Annotated in this window: 18 protein-coding genes; 11 read left to right on the top strand and 7 right to left on the bottom strand. The window is 73.7% G+C overall.

The features are described from left to right. Positions 1–15: 15 nt before the first annotated feature. On the bottom strand, positions 16–1,047 hold the full coding sequence (locus ACIQUR_RS26005; RefSeq protein ID WP_403668726.1) for an ABC transporter permease: 1,032 nt from the start codon (positions 1,045–1,047) through the stop codon (positions 16–18). Positions 1,048–1,589: 542 nt separating this feature from the next. Here ACIQUR_RS26005 and ACIQUR_RS26000 point away from each other — a divergent pair. The 4 genes from ACIQUR_RS26000 (at position 1,590) to ACIQUR_RS25985 (ending at position 5,556) form a co-directional block, all read left to right on the top strand. Then, positions 1,590–1,784, top strand: coding sequence for a hypothetical protein (locus ACIQUR_RS26000; RefSeq protein WP_399944978.1), 195 nt, complete (start codon positions 1,590–1,592; stop codon positions 1,782–1,784). Positions 1,785–1,808: 24 nt separating this feature from the next. After that, a complete protein-coding gene (gene mshB, locus ACIQUR_RS25995; RefSeq protein ID WP_403668723.1) occupies positions 1,809–2,702 on the top strand; it encodes an N-acetyl-1-D-myo-inositol-2-amino-2-deoxy-alpha-D-glucopyranoside deacetylase in 894 nt (297 codons plus the stop codon). Continuing rightward, the gene (locus ACIQUR_RS25990; RefSeq protein ID WP_403668720.1) at positions 2,699–3,073 is read left to right on the top strand and encodes a DUF6113 family protein; all 375 of its coding nucleotides are present in this window, start codon (positions 2,699–2,701) and stop codon (positions 3,071–3,073) included. Before mshB ends, ACIQUR_RS25990 begins: the two co-directional genes overlap by 4 nt. 335 nt (positions 3,074–3,408) lie before the next feature. Beyond that, positions 3,409–5,556: a peptidoglycan binding domain-containing protein gene (locus ACIQUR_RS25985; RefSeq protein ID WP_403668717.1), complete on the top strand. Its 2,148-nt coding sequence runs from the start codon at positions 3,409–3,411 to the stop codon at positions 5,554–5,556. Positions 5,557–5,645: 89 nt separating this feature from the next. Here the strand turns inward: ACIQUR_RS25985 and ACIQUR_RS25980 are convergent, their stop codons facing one another. Further along, positions 5,646–6,506, bottom strand: coding sequence for an alpha/beta fold hydrolase (locus tag ACIQUR_RS25980; RefSeq protein WP_403668714.1), 861 nt, complete (start codon positions 6,504–6,506; stop codon positions 5,646–5,648). A 98-nt stretch (positions 6,507–6,604) separates the two neighbouring features. On the opposite strand from ACIQUR_RS25980, the gene ACIQUR_RS25975 reads away from it, so the two are divergent. Further along, on the top strand, positions 6,605–7,177 hold the full coding sequence (locus ACIQUR_RS25975; protein WP_403668711.1) for a CGNR zinc finger domain-containing protein: 573 nt from the start codon (positions 6,605–6,607) through the stop codon (positions 7,175–7,177). Between the two features lie 19 nt (positions 7,178–7,196). Here the strand turns inward: ACIQUR_RS25975 and ACIQUR_RS25970 are convergent, their stop codons facing one another. Together ACIQUR_RS25970 and ACIQUR_RS25965 are read right to left on the bottom strand one after the other, a co-directional pair. After that, complete coding sequence (locus ACIQUR_RS25970) at positions 7,197–8,012, bottom strand: transglutaminase-like domain-containing protein (RefSeq protein ID WP_403668708.1); 816 nt, start codon at positions 8,010–8,012, stop codon at positions 7,197–7,199. Continuing rightward, positions 8,009–9,013 carry a GNAT family N-acetyltransferase gene (locus ACIQUR_RS25965; protein WP_403668705.1) on the bottom strand — a complete coding sequence of 335 codons (1,005 nt, stop codon included), beginning with the start codon at positions 9,011–9,013 and terminating at the stop codon, positions 8,009–8,011. Before ACIQUR_RS25965 ends, ACIQUR_RS25970 begins: the two co-directional genes overlap by 4 nt. A gap of 117 nt (positions 9,014–9,130) precedes the next feature. Between ACIQUR_RS25965 and fdxA the strand changes: the two genes are divergently transcribed. Both fdxA and dapC read left to right on the top strand, forming a co-directional pair. Then, positions 9,131–9,460: a ferredoxin gene (gene fdxA / locus ACIQUR_RS25960; protein ID WP_399945004.1), complete on the top strand. Its 330-nt coding sequence runs from the start codon at positions 9,131–9,133 to the stop codon at positions 9,458–9,460. 113 nt (positions 9,461–9,573) lie between these two features. Then, entirely contained in the window at positions 9,574–10,680 is a 1,107-nt protein-coding gene (dapC, locus tag ACIQUR_RS25955) for a succinyldiaminopimelate transaminase (protein WP_403668702.1), read from the top strand. 74 nt (positions 10,681–10,754) lie between these two features. Here dapC and ACIQUR_RS25950 read toward each other — a convergent pair whose 3' ends face one another. Continuing rightward, positions 10,755–11,123, bottom strand: a complete 369-nt coding sequence (locus tag ACIQUR_RS25950) for an ATP-binding protein (RefSeq protein ID WP_403668699.1) — start codon at positions 11,121–11,123, stop codon at positions 10,755–10,757. Between the two features lie 293 nt (positions 11,124–11,416). Then, the gene (locus ACIQUR_RS25945) at positions 11,417–12,328 is read right to left on the bottom strand and encodes a hypothetical protein (protein ID WP_403668697.1); all 912 of its coding nucleotides are present in this window, start codon (positions 12,326–12,328) and stop codon (positions 11,417–11,419) included. Between the two features lie 207 nt (positions 12,329–12,535). Between ACIQUR_RS25945 and dapE the strand changes: the two genes are divergently transcribed. Together dapE and ACIQUR_RS25935 are read left to right on the top strand one after the other, a co-directional pair. After that, the gene (gene dapE, locus ACIQUR_RS25940) at positions 12,536–13,615 is read left to right on the top strand and encodes a succinyl-diaminopimelate desuccinylase (RefSeq protein ID WP_403668694.1); all 1,080 of its coding nucleotides are present in this window, start codon (positions 12,536–12,538) and stop codon (positions 13,613–13,615) included. Between the two features lie 69 nt (positions 13,616–13,684). After that, complete coding sequence (locus ACIQUR_RS25935; RefSeq protein ID WP_403668691.1) at positions 13,685–14,440, top strand: TIGR00730 family Rossman fold protein; 756 nt, start codon at positions 13,685–13,687, stop codon at positions 14,438–14,440. Between the two features lie 58 nt (positions 14,441–14,498). Here the strand turns inward: ACIQUR_RS25935 and folP are convergent, their stop codons facing one another. Next, the gene (gene folP / locus ACIQUR_RS25930) at positions 14,499–15,359 is read right to left on the bottom strand and encodes a dihydropteroate synthase (RefSeq protein WP_403668688.1); all 861 of its coding nucleotides are present in this window, start codon (positions 15,357–15,359) and stop codon (positions 14,499–14,501) included. An 89-nt stretch (positions 15,360–15,448) separates the two neighbouring features. Here folP and ACIQUR_RS25925 point away from each other — a divergent pair, with 89 nt between their 5' ends. Together ACIQUR_RS25925 and ACIQUR_RS25920 are read left to right on the top strand one after the other, a co-directional pair. Next, positions 15,449–15,820, top strand: a complete 372-nt coding sequence (locus ACIQUR_RS25925) for a DivIVA domain-containing protein (protein WP_403669103.1) — start codon at positions 15,449–15,451, stop codon at positions 15,818–15,820. Then, complete coding sequence (locus tag ACIQUR_RS25920; RefSeq protein WP_403668685.1) at positions 15,817–16,386, top strand: DNA-3-methyladenine glycosylase I; 570 nt, start codon at positions 15,817–15,819, stop codon at positions 16,384–16,386. Before ACIQUR_RS25925 ends, ACIQUR_RS25920 begins: the two co-directional genes overlap by 4 nt. Positions 16,387–16,400: the final 14 nt, after the last annotated feature.

Here is a 16,400-nt window from a genome sequence, read left to right as displayed (position 1 = left end):
TGTGCCTGGCGGTGATCAGCGCGCGGCCTTGGGATCGAAGGCGTCCCGGACCGAGTCCCCGAGCAGGTTGAACGCCACGATGAAGACGATCATCGCGATGCCGGGGAAGAACATGTACGTCAGATCGACCTCGTAGACGGACGCCGCCTTCGCGAACATCGCCCCCCAGTCCGGGGTGGGCTCCACGACCCCCACGCCCAGGAAGGACAGCCCCGCCTCGGCGGTCACGAAGTTGGGCAGCATGAAGGTGCCCTGGACGAGGATCGGTGTGACGAGGTTGGGCAGGATCTCCTTCCGGATGATCCGCCACGGCGAGGCGCCGCTGACCTTGGCGGCCTCGATGAACTCGCGTTCCCGCAGGGTGAGCGTGGTGCCGCGGAGCAGCCGGGCCAGTCCCATCCAGCCCAGGAACCACTGCACGGCGATCAGCGCGACCACCCGGACGTACGTCGGCGTCTCGTCCTGCGGGTCCACGAAGAGCGAGACGACCACCGGCATCGACGCGATGAAGAACAGCTGCGCGGGAAAGGCCAGCAGGAGGTCGATCAGCCGGCCGATCCAGTAGTCCGTCCGGCCCCCGAGGTACCCCGCGGCCACGCCGAGCAGGATGCCGGTCAGGACGGTCGCCACCGTCACCGCCAGCGAGATCATGAGCGAGGTGCGGATGCCGTAGAGCAGCTTGGTGAAGACGTCGTACCCGTTGCCCGGTTCCAGGCCGAACCAGAACTCGGAACTCATCCCCCCGTTGGGGCCGAGGGGGGTGCCGGCGCTGTCGAACAGCTCCATCCGCTCGTCGGCCCAGACGGTGTACGGGTCCTTGCCGTACAGCTTCGAGATCACCGGCGCGAGCAGCCCGACGGCGAAGAAGAAGAGCACCACGTACGCGGAGACCATCCCCGCCCGGTCGCGGCGGAACCGCCGCCACATCAGCTGTCCGGGTGAACGTCCGGTCAGCTCCCGGGCTTCCGCGGGGTCGATCTTCGCGAGGGGGTCCAGCGGTGGCGGAGTCCCGGAGGAGCCCGCCTCGGCCTGGGAAGGACTGGTCATCGAGTGAAGCCCCCGCGCTCTGTGTGGGAATTGAGCGGAACTCTCATCAGTGGCGGGGGGCCAGTCAAGGGGGCCGACACGCCGGACCGGGCCGGGCGCCACAACTTGAGCAAAGGGAGTTCCGATCGCCGCCGTAATGTGCTTGACGAGGTGTCAGTCCGTGCTGACATGGGCGATAAATACCCATCAACTTCGTTAACAAGCAGGCAACTTCACTGTCGCAACACCGATATGTGAACGCGACAGGCTGGACAGCGTACGGCCGTGCGGGTGCCGTCGGCCGGCCGGGGGACCCAGGTCCCCCGGCCGGCCATCCGCGCGCCGTCCCGCGCAACCACGCGCCCCCGTCCGGCGGGAGCCATGCGCCCCCTCGTGCACCCGTGCTCCGAAGGATGCGTTCCAACGGAAAGTTATGATCCGTAGCGCACGGTGGGTATGACTCCGCCAAGTGCTGTCCGTCGCGTGCGCGGCGGACAGGGTGAGCACGCTGAGAACGCTGACAAGCCGTCCGGGTACGCGAACACATGTGGAGGTGAACCGCCGTGGCACTCTCGATTTCGGCGGTGGTGCTGCTGGCGATCGTCGTCTTCCTGCTGGTCCGCAAAGCGGGCCTGAAGGCGGGACACGCGTTTGTCTGCGTGCTGCTCGGGTTCTACCTCGCCAGCTCTTCCATCGCCCCCACCATCAGCGAACTGACCTCCAACGTGGCAGGCATGATCGGCGGCCTGAAGTTCTAGTCCGGGACTCGTAGTCTGTCCCCCATGAACGGTCTTCCCGCCCGCCGGCTGCTCCTGGTGCACGCGCACCCGGACGACGAGTCGATCAACAACGGCGCCACCATGGCCAAGTACGCGGCCGAGGGGGCCCACGTCGCCCTGGTCACGTGCACCCTGGGCGAGGAGGGCGAGGTCATCCCGCCCGAGCTCGCCCACCTGGCGGCCGACCGGGACGACACCCTCGGCCGGCACCGGATCGACGAGCTGGCGGCGGCCATGGCCGAACTCGGCGTGACCGACCACGCCTTCCTGGGCGGCCCCGGCCGCTTCCGGGACTCCGGGATGATGGGCGTCCCCCAGAACCGCCGCCCCGGCGCCTTCTGGAACACCGACGTGGACGAGGCCGCGCCGTACCTGGTCGAGGTGATCCGCCGGGTCCGGCCGCAGGTCATGGTCACGTACGACCCCAACGGCGGGTACGGGCACCCCGACCACATCCAGGCGCACCGCGTCGCCATGCGGGCCGCCGAACTCGCCGCGGAGAAGGCCTTCCGCCGCGACCTCGGCGAGCCGCACGAGATCCGGAAGATCTACTGGAACCGCATCCCGCGCTCCGTGGTCGAGGAGGGCTTCGAGCGGCTGCACGCGAAGGGCGAGGAATCGCCCTTCCCGGGCATCGCGACCGTCGAGGACGTTCCGGGCGTCGTGGACGACTCGCGCATCACCGCCGAGATCGCCGCGGACGCGTACGGATCCGCCAAGGCCGCCGCGATGCGGGCGCACGTCACCCAGATCGCCGTCGACGGCCCGTTCTTCGCCCTCTCCAACGACCTGGCGCAGCCGCTGTTCGTCAAGGAGTACTACGAGTTGGTCAAGGGCACCCCGGGCGTCCCGGCCGGCGAGCGCGAGCACGACCTCTTCGCGGGGGTGGACGGGTGACCTCGCTGCCCGGCCGGATCGCCGCCGCCTCCGGTCTGTTCGTCGCCGGCCTGCTGACCGGGCTCGCGGGCGCGCTCGTCGTCGACGCCTGGTTCCCCGGCGGGCTGTTGCTCGCCCTGCTGGCCACGTTCGGCTGCTTCCTCGGCGGGCGGATCGCCACCGGGGGTGTGCTCGGTGCCGGTGCCGCGGCCGCCGGCTGGTTCGTCGCCTTCCTGCTGTTGTCCACCCCGCGGCCCGAGGGCGACGCCGTCTTCGTCGCCGGAATCAGCACGTATGTCTACATGCTGGGTGGAATCGTCGCCGTTGTGATCTGCGCCACCCTCCGCCCGGCCGCGGAACGACCCGTTCCGGCCGCTGGGTCCGGCAGGTGACGTGCCGTTCGGGCCGACGCCGGGACCTCGTCCGGGGGTTGTGAGAACGGCGCCCGCCCGGGCCCGGCGGCGTACGCCGGAACCGGGCTGCCACATGCGGACAGTTGCGTTCCGGCGGTGGCCAGTATGGTGGACGGCGCCGCCGAGCTGCCCGCGCACGGTACGACGGGCGGCGGAGCCAACCGGGAGAACCTGCCTTGAGTCGTGAAACTGACAGTTCGTCCTCCGGGCCCGCGGGGCGCGGTGGAGCCGCCTACCCCTCGGGTACGCCGCCGTACGGATCCCGCCAGAATCCGGCCACGGACACCGGGGCGAACGCTCCGGAGGAGCAAACGATGACTTCGAAGCCCGCGCCGTCCTCCCTGGAACCGGACGAGCCCAAGACCGAGACCACGCTGACGACCCGGATCCGGATCAACATCCCGGGTTCGCGTCCGATCCCGCCCGTGGTCGTCCGCAAGCCGGTCGCCGCCGAGGACGCCCCGGCGGAACCGGAGCCCGCCCCCGCGGCGTCGCAGAACGAGGAGCCGCCCGCGGCCCCGGCCGCGGCGGAGGCGCCCAGGCCGGAGCCCACGAGCGACTGGTTCGCCCCGCGCAAGGGCGCGACCCCGCCTCCGGCGTCCCGCCCCGCCCTCCCCGGACCGGGCGCGGCCCCGGCTGCCGGGTCCCCCGCGGGGGGCTCGGACAACGGGGGAGCGGACATGAACGGACAGGGACCGGGCCAGCGTTCCGGCGGCCCGCGCGCGGGCCTGCCCCAGCGGCCCGTCGGCCGCGGGCCGGGTGCCCCCGGCAGCCCGGCCGCACGCGGCGCGGGTGCCTTCGGCGCCGGCGCCCCTGCCCCGGGTACGCCGCCCCGCGCGCCCGGCGGCCGCCCCGGCGGCCCGGCGGCGGGCAACGGCTTCGGCCCCGGCGCACCCGGCGCTCCCGCCGGCAACGGCTTCGCCCCCGGTGCCCCCGCGGGCCCGGCGGCGGGCAACGGCTTCGGCCCGGGCGGCCCCGGTGTGCCGGCTGCCCCCGCGGCGCCCGGCGGCCCCGGCTTCCCGCCGCCGGCTCCGGGTGCGGGCAGCGCGTACCCGCAGGGCGGCCCCGGCGACGGCGCCCCGCGTCGGCCCGCCGGCCCGACCACCGGACCCGGCCTCGGCACCATGCCGGTCGCGCCCCGCCTCGACGACGACACCAGTGCCTTCACCCCGCAGTGGCCCGGCCCCGACCTCGGCGACGACGCGCCCACCAGCGCGCTGCCGGTCGTGCCGCCGATGCCGCAGCCCGGCGCGCCCGCCGTCGAGAACCCCGGCTTCGACACCTCCGCCTTCGACACCCCCGGCGTCGACACCTCGGCCTTCGACCGCCCGGCCTACGACGCCCCCGCGTTCCCGCAGGGCCCGGCCGCCGGCACCGGTCCGGGCCGCCCCGGCCCGGCCGGACCCGGTACGGCGGGACCCGGCCCGTCGGGACCCGGTACCGACAGCCCCGGCCTGAGCAGCCCCGCCGCCGCGCCCCGGCGCCCGGTGCCCAAGCCGAAGAAGGCCGCGGCGGCCCGCAAGGGCGGCTCGAAGCTGGTGCTGGCCTGCTCCGGCGCGGTCGCCCTGCTCGGCGTCGCCTACGGAGCCGGCCTGCTGCTGAACCACTCCGACGTGCCCAAGGGCACCACCGTGCTGGGCGTCGACATCGGCGGCAGCAAGGAGGAGGCGCTGGGCAAGATGCAGCAGGCCTTCGGCGGCCGGGCCACCGCGCCGATCCAGCTGACCGTCGGCGGCCGGCAGGTCGAGCTCAAGCCGGAGAAGGCCGGGCTCAGCCTCGACAGCCAGACCACCGTCCGCAACGCCGAGGGCAGCGACTACAACCCGCTCTCCGTGATCGGCTCGCTGTTCGGCAACGAACGCGCCGCCGACCCGGTGGTCCACGTCGACGAGGAGAAGCTCCAGGTCGCCCTGGAGGACCTCGCGGGCGGCTCGGGCTCCGTGGTCGAGGGCACCATCAGGTTCGAGCCCAACAAGGTCACCGCCGTCCCCGGCAAGGCCGGCAACGCCCTCGACGTCGACAAGTCGATGGCCGCCGTCGAGCAGGCGTACCGGAAGCAGCTGGAGACCGGCCGCGCCCCCGCCGTGGACCTCCCGGTCACGTCGAAGGAGCCGGTCATCGACCAGGCCGAACTCGACCGCATGATGAAGGAGTTCGCCGAGCCCGCGATGTCCGGCAAGGTCATCGTCAAGGCCGGCGGCAAGTCGATCCCCTTCGGCCCCGCCCTGTCGCTGCCGAAGATCCTCGGCGTCAAGGCGGTGGACGGCAAGCTCGTCGACACGTACGACCTGGTGGCCCTCAAGGAGCTGTACGGCGACACCTTCGACGGCGTGCTGATCACCCGCGGCACCGGCGAGAAGACCCCGGTCAAGCCGGAGGACGTGGTCGGCGTGCTCCGGCAGGCGCTGCGCGGCAAGACCGCCGCCGAGCGCACCGCCGAGATCGAGCTCGACCCGAGCTGACCCGCGACGCCCCTCCGCGCGAGGAGGGGCCCTCGCGCCTGCGGGCCGGGCTCCGCCCGCCTGCGCCCGGCGGGAGCTGCGCGGAACGGCTACGCCAGGTCGCGCAGGAAGTCCGCGACCAGCGGGGCGATCTCCGGCAGCCGCTCCTCCAGCGCGAAGTGGCCCGTCTCGAAGAGGTGCAGCCGCGCCTCGGGCAGGTCGCGCAGGTACGCGCGGGCGCCGGGCGTGCTGAAGAACGGGTCGCCGGTGCCCCAGACGACCAGCGCCGGCGGCGCGTACGCGCGCAGCCAGGCCTGCCACTCGGGGTAGCGCGCCACGTTGGAGCGGTAGTCCAGGGCCAGGTCCACCTGGGCGTCCTTGCGGCCGGGGAGTTCCAGGAAGTGCTGGTCGAGGGTCCAGCTGTCGGGGTCGAGGCGGGCCGGGTCGGCGGCGCCGGTCTCGTACTGGAAGCGGGTGCCCTCGGGGGTCAGCAGGCCCCTTATCCGCTCGACGTCGCCCGGGACCTCGCGGCGCAGGGCGATGAACCCCCGGGCCGCGTCGGAGAGTCCGTCCTCGTACGCGTTGCCGTTCTGCACCACCAGACCCGTGATCCACTCGGGGCGGCGGACGGCGATCCGGAAGCCCACCGGCGCCCCGAAGTCGAAGACGTAGAGGGCGAAGCGCTCCAGGCCGAGGGCGGTGACGAAGCCCTCGGTGACGTCGGCGAGCCGGTCGAAGGTGTACGTGAACCCCGCGGGCGCCTCGGTGCGGCCGAACCCCGGGTAGTCCGGGGCCACCAGGCGGAACTCGCCGCCCAGGGTCTCCATCAGGCGCCGGTACTGGTGGGAGGCGGAGGGGAAGCCGTGCAGCAGGAGCAGGACGGGCGCGTCGGCCGGCCCGGTCTCGCGGTAGAAGACCCGGACCCCGTCGACCTCGACGTACCGGTGGACGATCTGCGCCGAGCCGCTCATCACATGCCTCCACGAGGAAAAGACCCATTAGCTGCCGGGTGGCTCCCAGCATCGGCGATCACTTCTAACGTGTCAATGGGTCGCTGTAGCATTAGGGCATGACCGCACCGTTCCCCCTCACCGGCGAACCGCTCGCCCTGGACCTGGTCAACACCCGCGTCCTCGACGGCACGGTGGACCTCATCGCCACCCCGGAAGCCCTCACGGCCTGGCTCGGCACCCAGGCCGACCGCCTCGGGGAACGCCCCGGCGCGGGACCTGCGGAACTCGCCGCCGTCCACGCGGTACGGGACACCGCCGCCCGCCTCATCGGCGCCGCGCGCTCCGGAGCCCCCGCCGCCCCCGAGGACCTCGCGGCGCTCAACGGAACCCTCGCGGCCGCCCCCGCCCACCGGCACCTCGGCCAGGACGCCGACGGCGGCTTCACGGGCGGCACCCGGCGCCCCGGCACCCCCGCACAGCGTCTCGCGGCCGAACTCGCCGAGGCCGTCGCCGAGCTGCTCCTCGACCCGCGCCTGGGGAAGGTCCGCCAGTGCGAGGGCCACGACTGCGTGCTGCTCTTCCTGCCCGCCCACCCGCGCCGCCGCTGGTGCGTGCCGTCCGTCTGCGGCAACCGGGCCCGGGTTGCCCGCTACTACCAGAAGCACAAGGACCGCGACGACGAGCGGTGAAGGGCCGGTCCCCGACGGGTCAGTTGAGCATCGCGCGGGCCGCTGCCGCCTCCGCGCGGATCCGCTCCGCCGCGGCCTCGTCCACCGCGCCCATCACCTCGGCGTACCCCTCCAGCTCCGCCGCGCCGCGCAGGAACTCGCCGCGCTGCACCAGCAGCTGGGCCCGCTCGTAGCGCAGCCGGGCCGGGTGGGACGGCAGCAGCAGCGACAGCTCCGTGGCCGCCAGCTGCACCCCGCACTGCTCGGGCCGGGCCCCCGCCCACGCCCGTACGTTGTTCAGGATCCGCAGCACGATCTCCAGCGGGGGAGCGGGCTCCAGGTGCCCGGGGGCCAGCGGCGCGCCCGTCGCGCTCACCACCAGCAGCTCCGCGTCCGCGCCGGTCAGCGGCCGGCCGCCGGAGAACGGGTCGGCCAGCACGTGCTCCGACGGGTCGCCGAAGCCGACCACGAAGTGCCCCGGCAGGGCGACCCCGTACACCGGCGCCCCGGCCCGCCGCGCGACCTCCATCCACACCACCGACAGCAGGATCGGCAGTCCGCGCCGGCGCCGGAGCACCTCGTGCAGCAGCGAGGAGTCCAGCCGCTGGTAGTCCACCGGCACGCCCTGGAAGCCGTACCGGCCGCCGAGCAGCGCGGCCATCGCCGAGGCCCAGCGGCCGCCGCCGCGCAGCCCGTACGGCAGCTCGCCGGCCAGCCGGTCCAGCTCCATCTCGGCCTCGTCCATCCCGCGTTCGTCCAGCGCGGGGTCCAGCTCCGCCGCCAGCAGCAGGCACAGCCGCGCGAGGTCCGGCCGCTCGGACCGGGCCTCCCGGGCGAACTCCTCGCGGCCGCTCACGGCACCGCCGGGGCGCGGAAGTGGTGGTACGCGTGGTGCGGGGCGAAGCCCAGGCCGTCGTACAGGGCCAGCGCGCCCGCGTTGTCCGTCTCGACCTGCAGCCAGGCGGCCGAGGCGCCCTCCTCCAGCGCCCGCCGCGCCAGCGCCGCCATCACCGCGCTCGCCAGCCCCTCGCGGCGGCGCTCCGGCGCGACCTCCACGGCCATGAACCCGGCCCACCGCCCGTCCACGACGCACCGGCCGATCGCCGCGGCCTCGCCGTCCTCGGCCGTCGTGGTCGCGAACCACACCGAGGGCCCGGCCGACAGCACCTTCACCACCTCGGGGGACGCCTCGCCGGAGCGCTGGTAGCGGGCCATCCAGGCCGCGTCCGCGGTACGGGACAGCCGCACCCGGGACACGTCCGCCGCGGCGTCCGCGATCGGCGCCAGCGCGGCGATCCGCACCTCGGCCGACACCTCGCGCACCCAGCCGCGCCGCTCCAGCTCCACGCAGAGCGCCTCCTGCGTTCCCTCGGCGCCGGTGGCTACCTGTGCGTACGCCGGAAGTCCCCGTTCCGCGTACCAGGAGGTCACCCGGGCGAGTGCATCGTCGAGCGGCACCCCCGGATCACCGAGCGGCAGCACCGAGTTGGCACGCCGGGTGAATCCGGCGGCTGCCCGCAGCTCCCACTCGCCCAGGCGCTCGCTCTCCACCGGCTGCCAGGCCCGGGCGGAGACGGTCGCGAGCTCCTCGAAACCCGCCGCAGGACCGCGTCGGCGCGCCGGGGCAGGGGGCACAATCTTGCCCGCGACCAGCGTCGATTCCGCGATGCGGACGGTTTCCCCGGTCCGCCGTGTGATCAGCAGCACACCCTCGTTCCAGGATGTGAGAACACCGACCGTGTCAGTGAAGGTGCCCGTGCCGTCCCGCTCGGGGTTCAGGCGGCGTACAGAGACGCGTTTACCCACGTCAGCCGGGGTGATGCGCACTTCAAACCGTCCACCGGCAGTGATTTCCACAGCTCTGTACGCCCCTCCTGTTCGGATCGTGCCCCGGAACGGAGATACTAGGTGCGGGCATCGACGACGCCGCGCTCCCGCGCGATTTGGACAGCCCTACCGAGGAGGAACGAGAGCGTGACCTACGTCATCGCGGAGCCTTGTGTCGACGTCAAGGACAAGGCCTGTATCGAAGAGTGCCCCGTCGACTGCATCTACGAGGGTTCCCGGTCCCTTTACATCCACCCCGACGAGTGCGTCGACTGCGGTGCCTGTGAGCCGGTCTGCCCCGTCGAGGCGATCTTCTACGAGGACGACACTCCGGAAGAGTGGAAGGACTACTACAAGGCGAACGTCGAGTTCTTCGACGAGCTCGGTTCGCCCGGTGGTGCTTCCAAGCTCGGCCTGATCGAGCGTGACCACCCGTTCATCGCGGCCCTCCCGGCCGACATCAACGCCGGTCACTGAGGTGACACCCCCGGTCCTGTACGGCCCCGCCGTACAGGACCGGCGTGTTTTCCCGCCCCGTACCGCCACTACGAGGCGCTCCGAAGCCCGTACGAGAAAGTGAGCAGCGCACCGTGCCCGCAGTATCGTCCCGCCTCCCCGTCTTCCCCTGGGACAAGCTGGAGCCGTACAAGGCGACCGCAGCGGCCCACGCGGACGGCATCGTCGACCTCTCGGTCGGCACCCCGGTGGACCCGGTTCCCGACCACATCCAGCGGGCGCTGATCGCGGCCGCCGACTCCCCGGGCTATCCCACGGTGTGGGGCACGGCCGAGCTGCGCGACGCGATCGCCGGCTGGGCGGAGCGGCGCCTCGGCGCGGCCTCCGTCGCGCACACCAACGTCCTCCCGGTGGTCGGCTCCAAGGAGCTGGTGGCCTGGCTGCCGACCCAGCTGGGCCTCGGCCCGGGCGACAGGGTGGCGTACCCCCGGCTCGCCTACCCGACGTACGAGGTCGGTGCCCGGCTGTGCGGTGCCGAGCCGGTGGTCTACGACGACCCGACGGAGCTGGACCCGGCGGGGCTGAAGCTGCTGTGGCTGAACTCGCCGTCCAACCCGACGGGCCGCGTGCTGCCGAAGGAGGACCTGGTCCGGATCGTGGCCTGGGCCCGCGAGCACGGCGTGCTGGTCTTCTCCGACGAGTGCTACCTGGAGCTGGGCTGGGAGGCCGACCCGGTCTCCGTCCTGCACCCGGACGTCTGCGGCGGCTCCTTCGACGGCCTCGTCGCCGTCCACTCGCTCTCCAAGCGCTCCAACCTGGCCGGCTACCGCGCCGCCTTCCTGGTCGGTGACGCCGCGGTGCTGGGCGAGCTGCTCCAGATCCGCAAGCACGGCGGCATGATGACCGCCGCCCCCGTGCAGGCCGCCACCGCCGCCGCCCTCGGCGACGACGCGCACGTGGCCGAGCAGCGCGAGCGGTACGCCGCCCGTCGCGCGGCCCTCAAGGGCGCGCTGGAGGCCCACGGCTTCCGGATCGAGCACAGCGAGGCCAGCCTCTACCTGTGGGCCACGCGGGACGAGCCGTGCTGGGACACCGTGGCGTACCTCGCGGAGCTGGGCATCCTGGTGGCGCCGGGCGACTTCTACGGCACCGCGGGCGCCGGCTTCGTCCGGGTGGCGTTCACCGCCACCGACGAGCGGGTGGCCGCCGCCGTGAAGCGGCTGGGCGCGGCCGCCGCGTAACGGCCCCTGGTCGTGCCGAAGGCCCCGGAGCACGCGCTCCGGGGCCTTCGGCGTCCCTGGCCGAGGAGGGGGTGTCAGCCGAGGGGGGACGGGACGGGCAGCTGGCCGGTGGCGACACCGCCGACCGGCAGTCCGCCCAGGGAGGGCGGGGCGGCGGGCAGCTTCCCCGCGACCCCGTCGGCGGCGGGGAGCTTCCCCGCGACTCCGTCGGCCGCGGGCAGCCCGCTCTCGGACGCCTGGCCGGCGGTCTCGCCGAGCAGGGAGGTGGCGCTGCCGGTGAGGCCGCTGGCGGACTCCTCGGCGGTGGCGGTCAGCGAGCCGAGCTGGGGGGCGGTCGTGGCCTCCGCGGCGCTCGCCGCGCCGGCCGCACCGACCACGGGTGCCGCCCCGGCCGCGAGCAGCAGCGCGGTGCGGGCGATCCGGCGGGTCAGGGGGAGGGACATGGTGCTCCTTGAAGCTGGGGGATCGTGCCGTACGCCGTGACAACAGCTCGCGGGGCGGGGTTGGTTGCGGTGACCACAGGTAAAGGATTGGTAACGCATCGCATTATCGGCTGCGGTGAAAACCGTACGAGCACCTGGTCAGGGCGGTGCCGAACCCTTCCGGCACGCCTCCGGGCCGCTGCTCCCTGAGGGTGACCGCCCGGACGTCCGTACGGCCGGCGCCGCCGGACCGTGCCCTTCGGACCGGGCCGGGCCGGACCGGGCCGTGTGCGGGGCCGGGGGAGGGGGACGACCTAGCGGCGGGGGGTGACCGTCAGGAGGATCTCGTCGCGCGGTGCCGTGCCGGCCCGCCACGTGCCGCCGTGGCGGCCCGCCGTCCACACCTTGCCGTCGAACTCCACCCGGTCCAGACGCAGCTCCGCCGCCCGCGCCACCGCCCAGTGCGCCACCGCCCAGCCCCGCCGCTCCGACGGCACCGTGACGGACAGCGGAGCGCCCGGCGCGGACGCGCCCTTCGCGCCGCCCGGCAGCACGCCGGGCCCGAAGTCCCGCACCAGCTCGGCCCGCACCCTGCCCGCCGACCCCTGCTCCTGCCCCGCGGGACCACCGCAGCGCAGCGTCGCAGGCTCCCGCCCGGTCAGCGCGCCGGCCAGCAGCTGCGCGTCCGGCTCGTGCTTCGCGTACGCCTGCGGGAACCCGCTGAGCTGCACCTTCTGCGCGGCCACCGTCAGCGGCAGCCGCGAGTAGCCGCGCACCTTCACCAGCCGGTCGTAGAAGATCCCGGCCGAGTACACCGGGTCCATGATCTTTTCCGGGGTGCCCCAGCCCTGCGAGGGCCGCTGCTGGAAGAGGCCCAGGGAGTCCCGGTCGCCGTGGTCCAGGTTCCGCAGCCCGGACTCCTGCATCGCGGTCGCCAGCGCGATCGTCACCGCACGCTCAGGCAGCGCCTTGCGCGTGCCGACCGCCGCGATCGTCGCCGCGTTCGCCGCCTGCTCCGGGCTCATCTCGTACGCGGCGCCCTCGCCGCTCCCGCCGCCCGCGGCCCGTACCGTGCACCGCGGGGCACCGCCGCCGCCGTTCGACGCGTACTGGACGGCGAAGTACCCGGCCAGGCCGAACAGCACGCAGACGGCCGCGGCGATGCGCAGCGGACGGCGTCGGCGTCGGCGGTGCCGGCGGTCGGGCGACAGGCTGGATTCGGGCACGTCGCCCACCGTACTTGAGGCTTCCTCGGGCCCCGGTAGTCGCCCGCGGCCACCATGACGCCCCTGCCCGGCGGGCCCGCCGGGCCCGGGGAGGCCGCCGGGCAGGTCCCCGGGGGCACCGCCCGCCCCGCCCGCCCCCGCCGCACCGCGCGTCCACCGGCCGGACGGCACCGGTCCCCCACCCGGTGGGGCGCTAGGGTCGGAGACATGCCCGATACCGCGCTCGACCTCAGTCTGGACGCAGCCGAACTCACCGCACGGCTCGTCGACATCCCGTCCGTCAGCGGCACCGAGAAGGTCCTCGCCGACGCCGTCGAACACGCGCTGCGCGCCCTGCCGCACCTGACCGTGGACCGGTTCGGCAACAACGTGGTGGCCAGGACCGGCCTCGGCCGCGCCGAGCGCGTCGTGCTCGCCGGGCACCTCGACACCGTGCCGATCGCCGACAACGTGCCCTCCCGGCTCGACGAGAACGGCGTCCTCTGGGGCTGCGGCACCACCGACATGAAGTCCGGCGTCGCCATCCAGCTGCGCATCGCCGCCACCGTGCCGGAGCCCAACCGCGACCTCACCTTCGTCTTCTACGACAACGAGGAGGTCGCCGCGCACCTCAACGGCCTGGGCCACGTCGCGGAGGCCCACCCCGACTGGCTGGCCGGCGACTTCGCCGTGCTCCTGGAGCCCTCCAACGCCCAGGTCGAGGGCGGCTGCCAGGGCACGCTGCGGGTGCTGCTCAAGACCCGGGGCGAGCGGGCCCACTCCGCCCGCAGCTGGATGGGCTCCAACGCCATCCACGCGGCCGGCCCGATCCTGGCGAAGCTCGCCGCGTACGAGCCGCGCCGGCCGCTGATCGACGGCCTGGAGTACCACGAGGGCCTCAACGCGGTGCGGATCGAGGGCGGCGTGGCCACCAACGTCATCCCCGACGCGTGCACGGTCACCGTGAACTTCCGCTACGCCCCCGACCGCACGCAGGAGGAGGCCCTGGCGCACGTCCGCGAGGTCTTCGCCGACTGCGACGTCGACGAGTTCGTCGTCGACGACCACAGCGGCGGCGCCCTCCCGGGCCTCTCGCACCCGGCGGCCGTGGCGTTCATGGAGGCCGTCGGCGGCCTGCCCATGCCCAAGTTCGGCTGGACGGACGTGTCGCGCTTCAGCGCCCTCGGCGTCCCGGCCGTGAACTACGGCCCCGGGGACGCGCTGCTCGCCCACAAGGTCGACGAGCGTGTCGAGACCAAGGCCATCCTGTACTGCGAGGAACGACTCCGCGCCTGGCTGACCGCCTGAATTCCGCCTCCGGCAACCCTTGTGTGCCTACTCTGAACGATCCGAACGATCAGCAGGAGGGAGCACGCAATGGGCAACCCGGAGGGCAACCGGCGCAAGCCGGAGGAGCAGCAGCTCGGCCCGGTGCTGCGGCGGCGGAACCAGGTCCAGGCGGGCAGCACCACCGACCAGCGGCTGCTGGACTCGGCCGGACCGACCGAGTGGGTGCACACCGATCCGTGGCGGGTGCTGCGGATCCAGTCGGAGTTCATCGAGGGCTTCGGCACCCTGGCCGAGCTGCCGCCCGCGATCAGCGTGTTCGGCTCGGCCCGTACTCCGGCGGGGTCGCCGGAGTACGAGGCGGGCGTCCGCATCGGCCGCGCGCTCGTCGACGCCGGCTTCGCGGTGATCACCGGCGGCGGCCCCGGCGCCATGGAGGCGGCCAACAAGGGCGCCCGCGAGGGCAACGGCATCTCGGTCGGCCTCGGCATCGAGCTGCCCTTCGAGCAGGGCCTCAACCCGCACGTCGACCTCGGCCTGAACTTCCGCTACTTCTTCGTCCGCAAGACGATGTTCGTGAAGTACGCGCAGGGGTTCGTGGTGCTGCCGGGCGGACTCGGCACGCTGGACGAGCTGTTCGAGGCGCTCACCCTGGTGCAGACGCAGAAGGTCACGCGCTTCCCGATCGTGCTGTTCGGGTCCGCGTACTGGAACGGCCTGATCGACTGGCTGCGGAACACCGTCGTGGCCCAGGGCAAGGCCTCGGAGCGTGACCTGCTGCTGTTCCACGTCACGGACGACGTGGACGAGGCGATCGCCCTGGTCACCAAGGAGGTCGGCAAGTAGCGCGGACCGCGAGCGGCGCGGACGCGGCCGGCGCCGGAACGGGTGGCGCCGGCGTACGTCAGGCCAGTCCCCGGCGGGTCGCCGCCGGGGGCCGGTGGCCCTGGATCGAGGCCACCATGTCGAGGATCTGCCGGGTCTCGGCCACCTCGTGGACCCGGTAGACCTGCGCGCCCAGCCAGGCCGAGACGGCCGTGGTCGCCAGGGTGCCGAGCAGCCGCTCCTTGACCGGCTTGTCGAGGGTCTCGCCGACGAAGTCCTTGTTCGAGAGCGAGACCAGCACCGGCCAGCCGGTGGCCGTCATCTCGCCCAGCCGGCGGGTGGCCTCCAGCGAGTGCCGGGTGTTCTTCCCGAAGTCGTGGCCCGGGTCGATCATGATCGCGTCCCGGCGCACGCCGAGGGCCGCGGCCCGCTCGGCCAGCCCCACGGTCACCCGCAGGACGTCCGCCATCACGTCCTCGTACTCCACCCGGTGCGGCCGGGTACGCGGCTCCGCGCCGCCCGCGTGCGTACAGACCAGGCCCGCGTCGTACCGGGCGGCCACCTCGGCCAGCTTCGGGTCGACCCCGCCCCACGCGTCGTTGAGCACGTCGGCCCCGGCCTCGCAGACCGCCTCGCCGACCTCGTGCCGCCAGGTGTCCACGCTGATCACCACGTCGGGGTGGCGGCGGCGCACCTCGGCGACGAAGCCGACGGTACGGCGGACCTCCTCGGCGGCGTCGACGTGCTCGCCCGGCCCCGCCTTCACCCCGCCGATGTCGATGATCGCGGCGCCCTCGGCGACCGCCTGCTCCACCCGGTCCAGGGCCGGCGCGTCGCGGAAGGTCGCGCCCTGGTCGTAGAAGGAGTCCGGGGTCCGGTTCACGATCGCCATGATCACCGGCTCGTGCGTGGCGAACTCGCGCCTGCCCAGTCGCAGCACCCTGTTTTTCCTCCTCGTGTCCCTGCCCTCGACCTTAACGGTCGGTGGCTCATGGCACGATCGTGACCGGACAGTCCGGCACTGGGGAGTTGATCGTGTTCTGGTTCTTGCTGATCGCGTTGGTCGTGGTCGTCGCCGGGGTCACGCTCGCCGTCGTGGGCGGGGGCGAGGAGGCCGTGCTCCCCGAGGCGGAGCGCGAGGTGGTGGCGGACGCGCTGCCCGAGACCCGGCCCGTGACCAGGGCGGACATAGACGCTCTGCGGCTGCCGGTCGGCGCCCGGGGCTACCGCATGGCCGAGGTGGACGACGTCCTGTCCCGGCTGGGCGCCGAGCTCGCCGAGCGGGACGCGCGGATCGCGGGCCTGGAGGCCGCGCTGGCCGGCGCCCAGGCCACGGCGGTGGGCGGCCCGGACCTCTTCAAGCGGGACCGCGCCGAGGGCGAGGAGGGGGAGCGGCGATGAGCGGGGCGGTCGCGGGCGCCGACGGCCTGCTGCGCTGTCCCTGGGGCCTGTCCACCGAGGACTACGTGGCGTACCACGACGAGGAGTGGGGCAAGCCGGTCCACGGCGACGACGCGCTGTACGAGCGGCTGTGCCTGGAGGCCTTCCAGTCCGGGCTCTCGTGGATCACGATCCTGCGCCGTCGCGAGGGCTTCCGGACGGCCTTCGCCGGCTTCAGCATCGCGGCGGTCGCGGAGTACGACGAGACGGACGCGGCCCGGCTGCTCGCGGACCCCGGCATCATCCGCAACCGCGCGAAGATCGAGGCGACCCTGGCCAACGCCCGGGTGCTGGCCGGGTGGGAGCCCGGGGAGCTGGACGAGCTGATCTGGTCGCACGCGCCCGACCCGGCCGGGCCGGCCCCGCTGTCCCTGGCGGACGTGCCCGCGGTCACCCCGGAGTCCACGGCCCTGTCGAAGGCCCTGAAGAAGGCCGGTATCCGCTTCGTCGGGCCGACCACGGCGTACGCGCTGATGCAGGCGTGCGGCCTGGTCAACGACCACCTGGCCGACTGCTCGGCGCGCTGAAGGACGGGCCGGCG

Source organism: Streptomyces sp. NPDC101132, assembly GCF_044759225.1.
In the GTDB taxonomy this organism is placed as follows: Bacteria; Actinomycetota; Actinomycetes; order Streptomycetales; family Streptomycetaceae; genus Streptomyces.
This window is presented reverse-complemented; position numbering and strand designations above follow the sequence as displayed.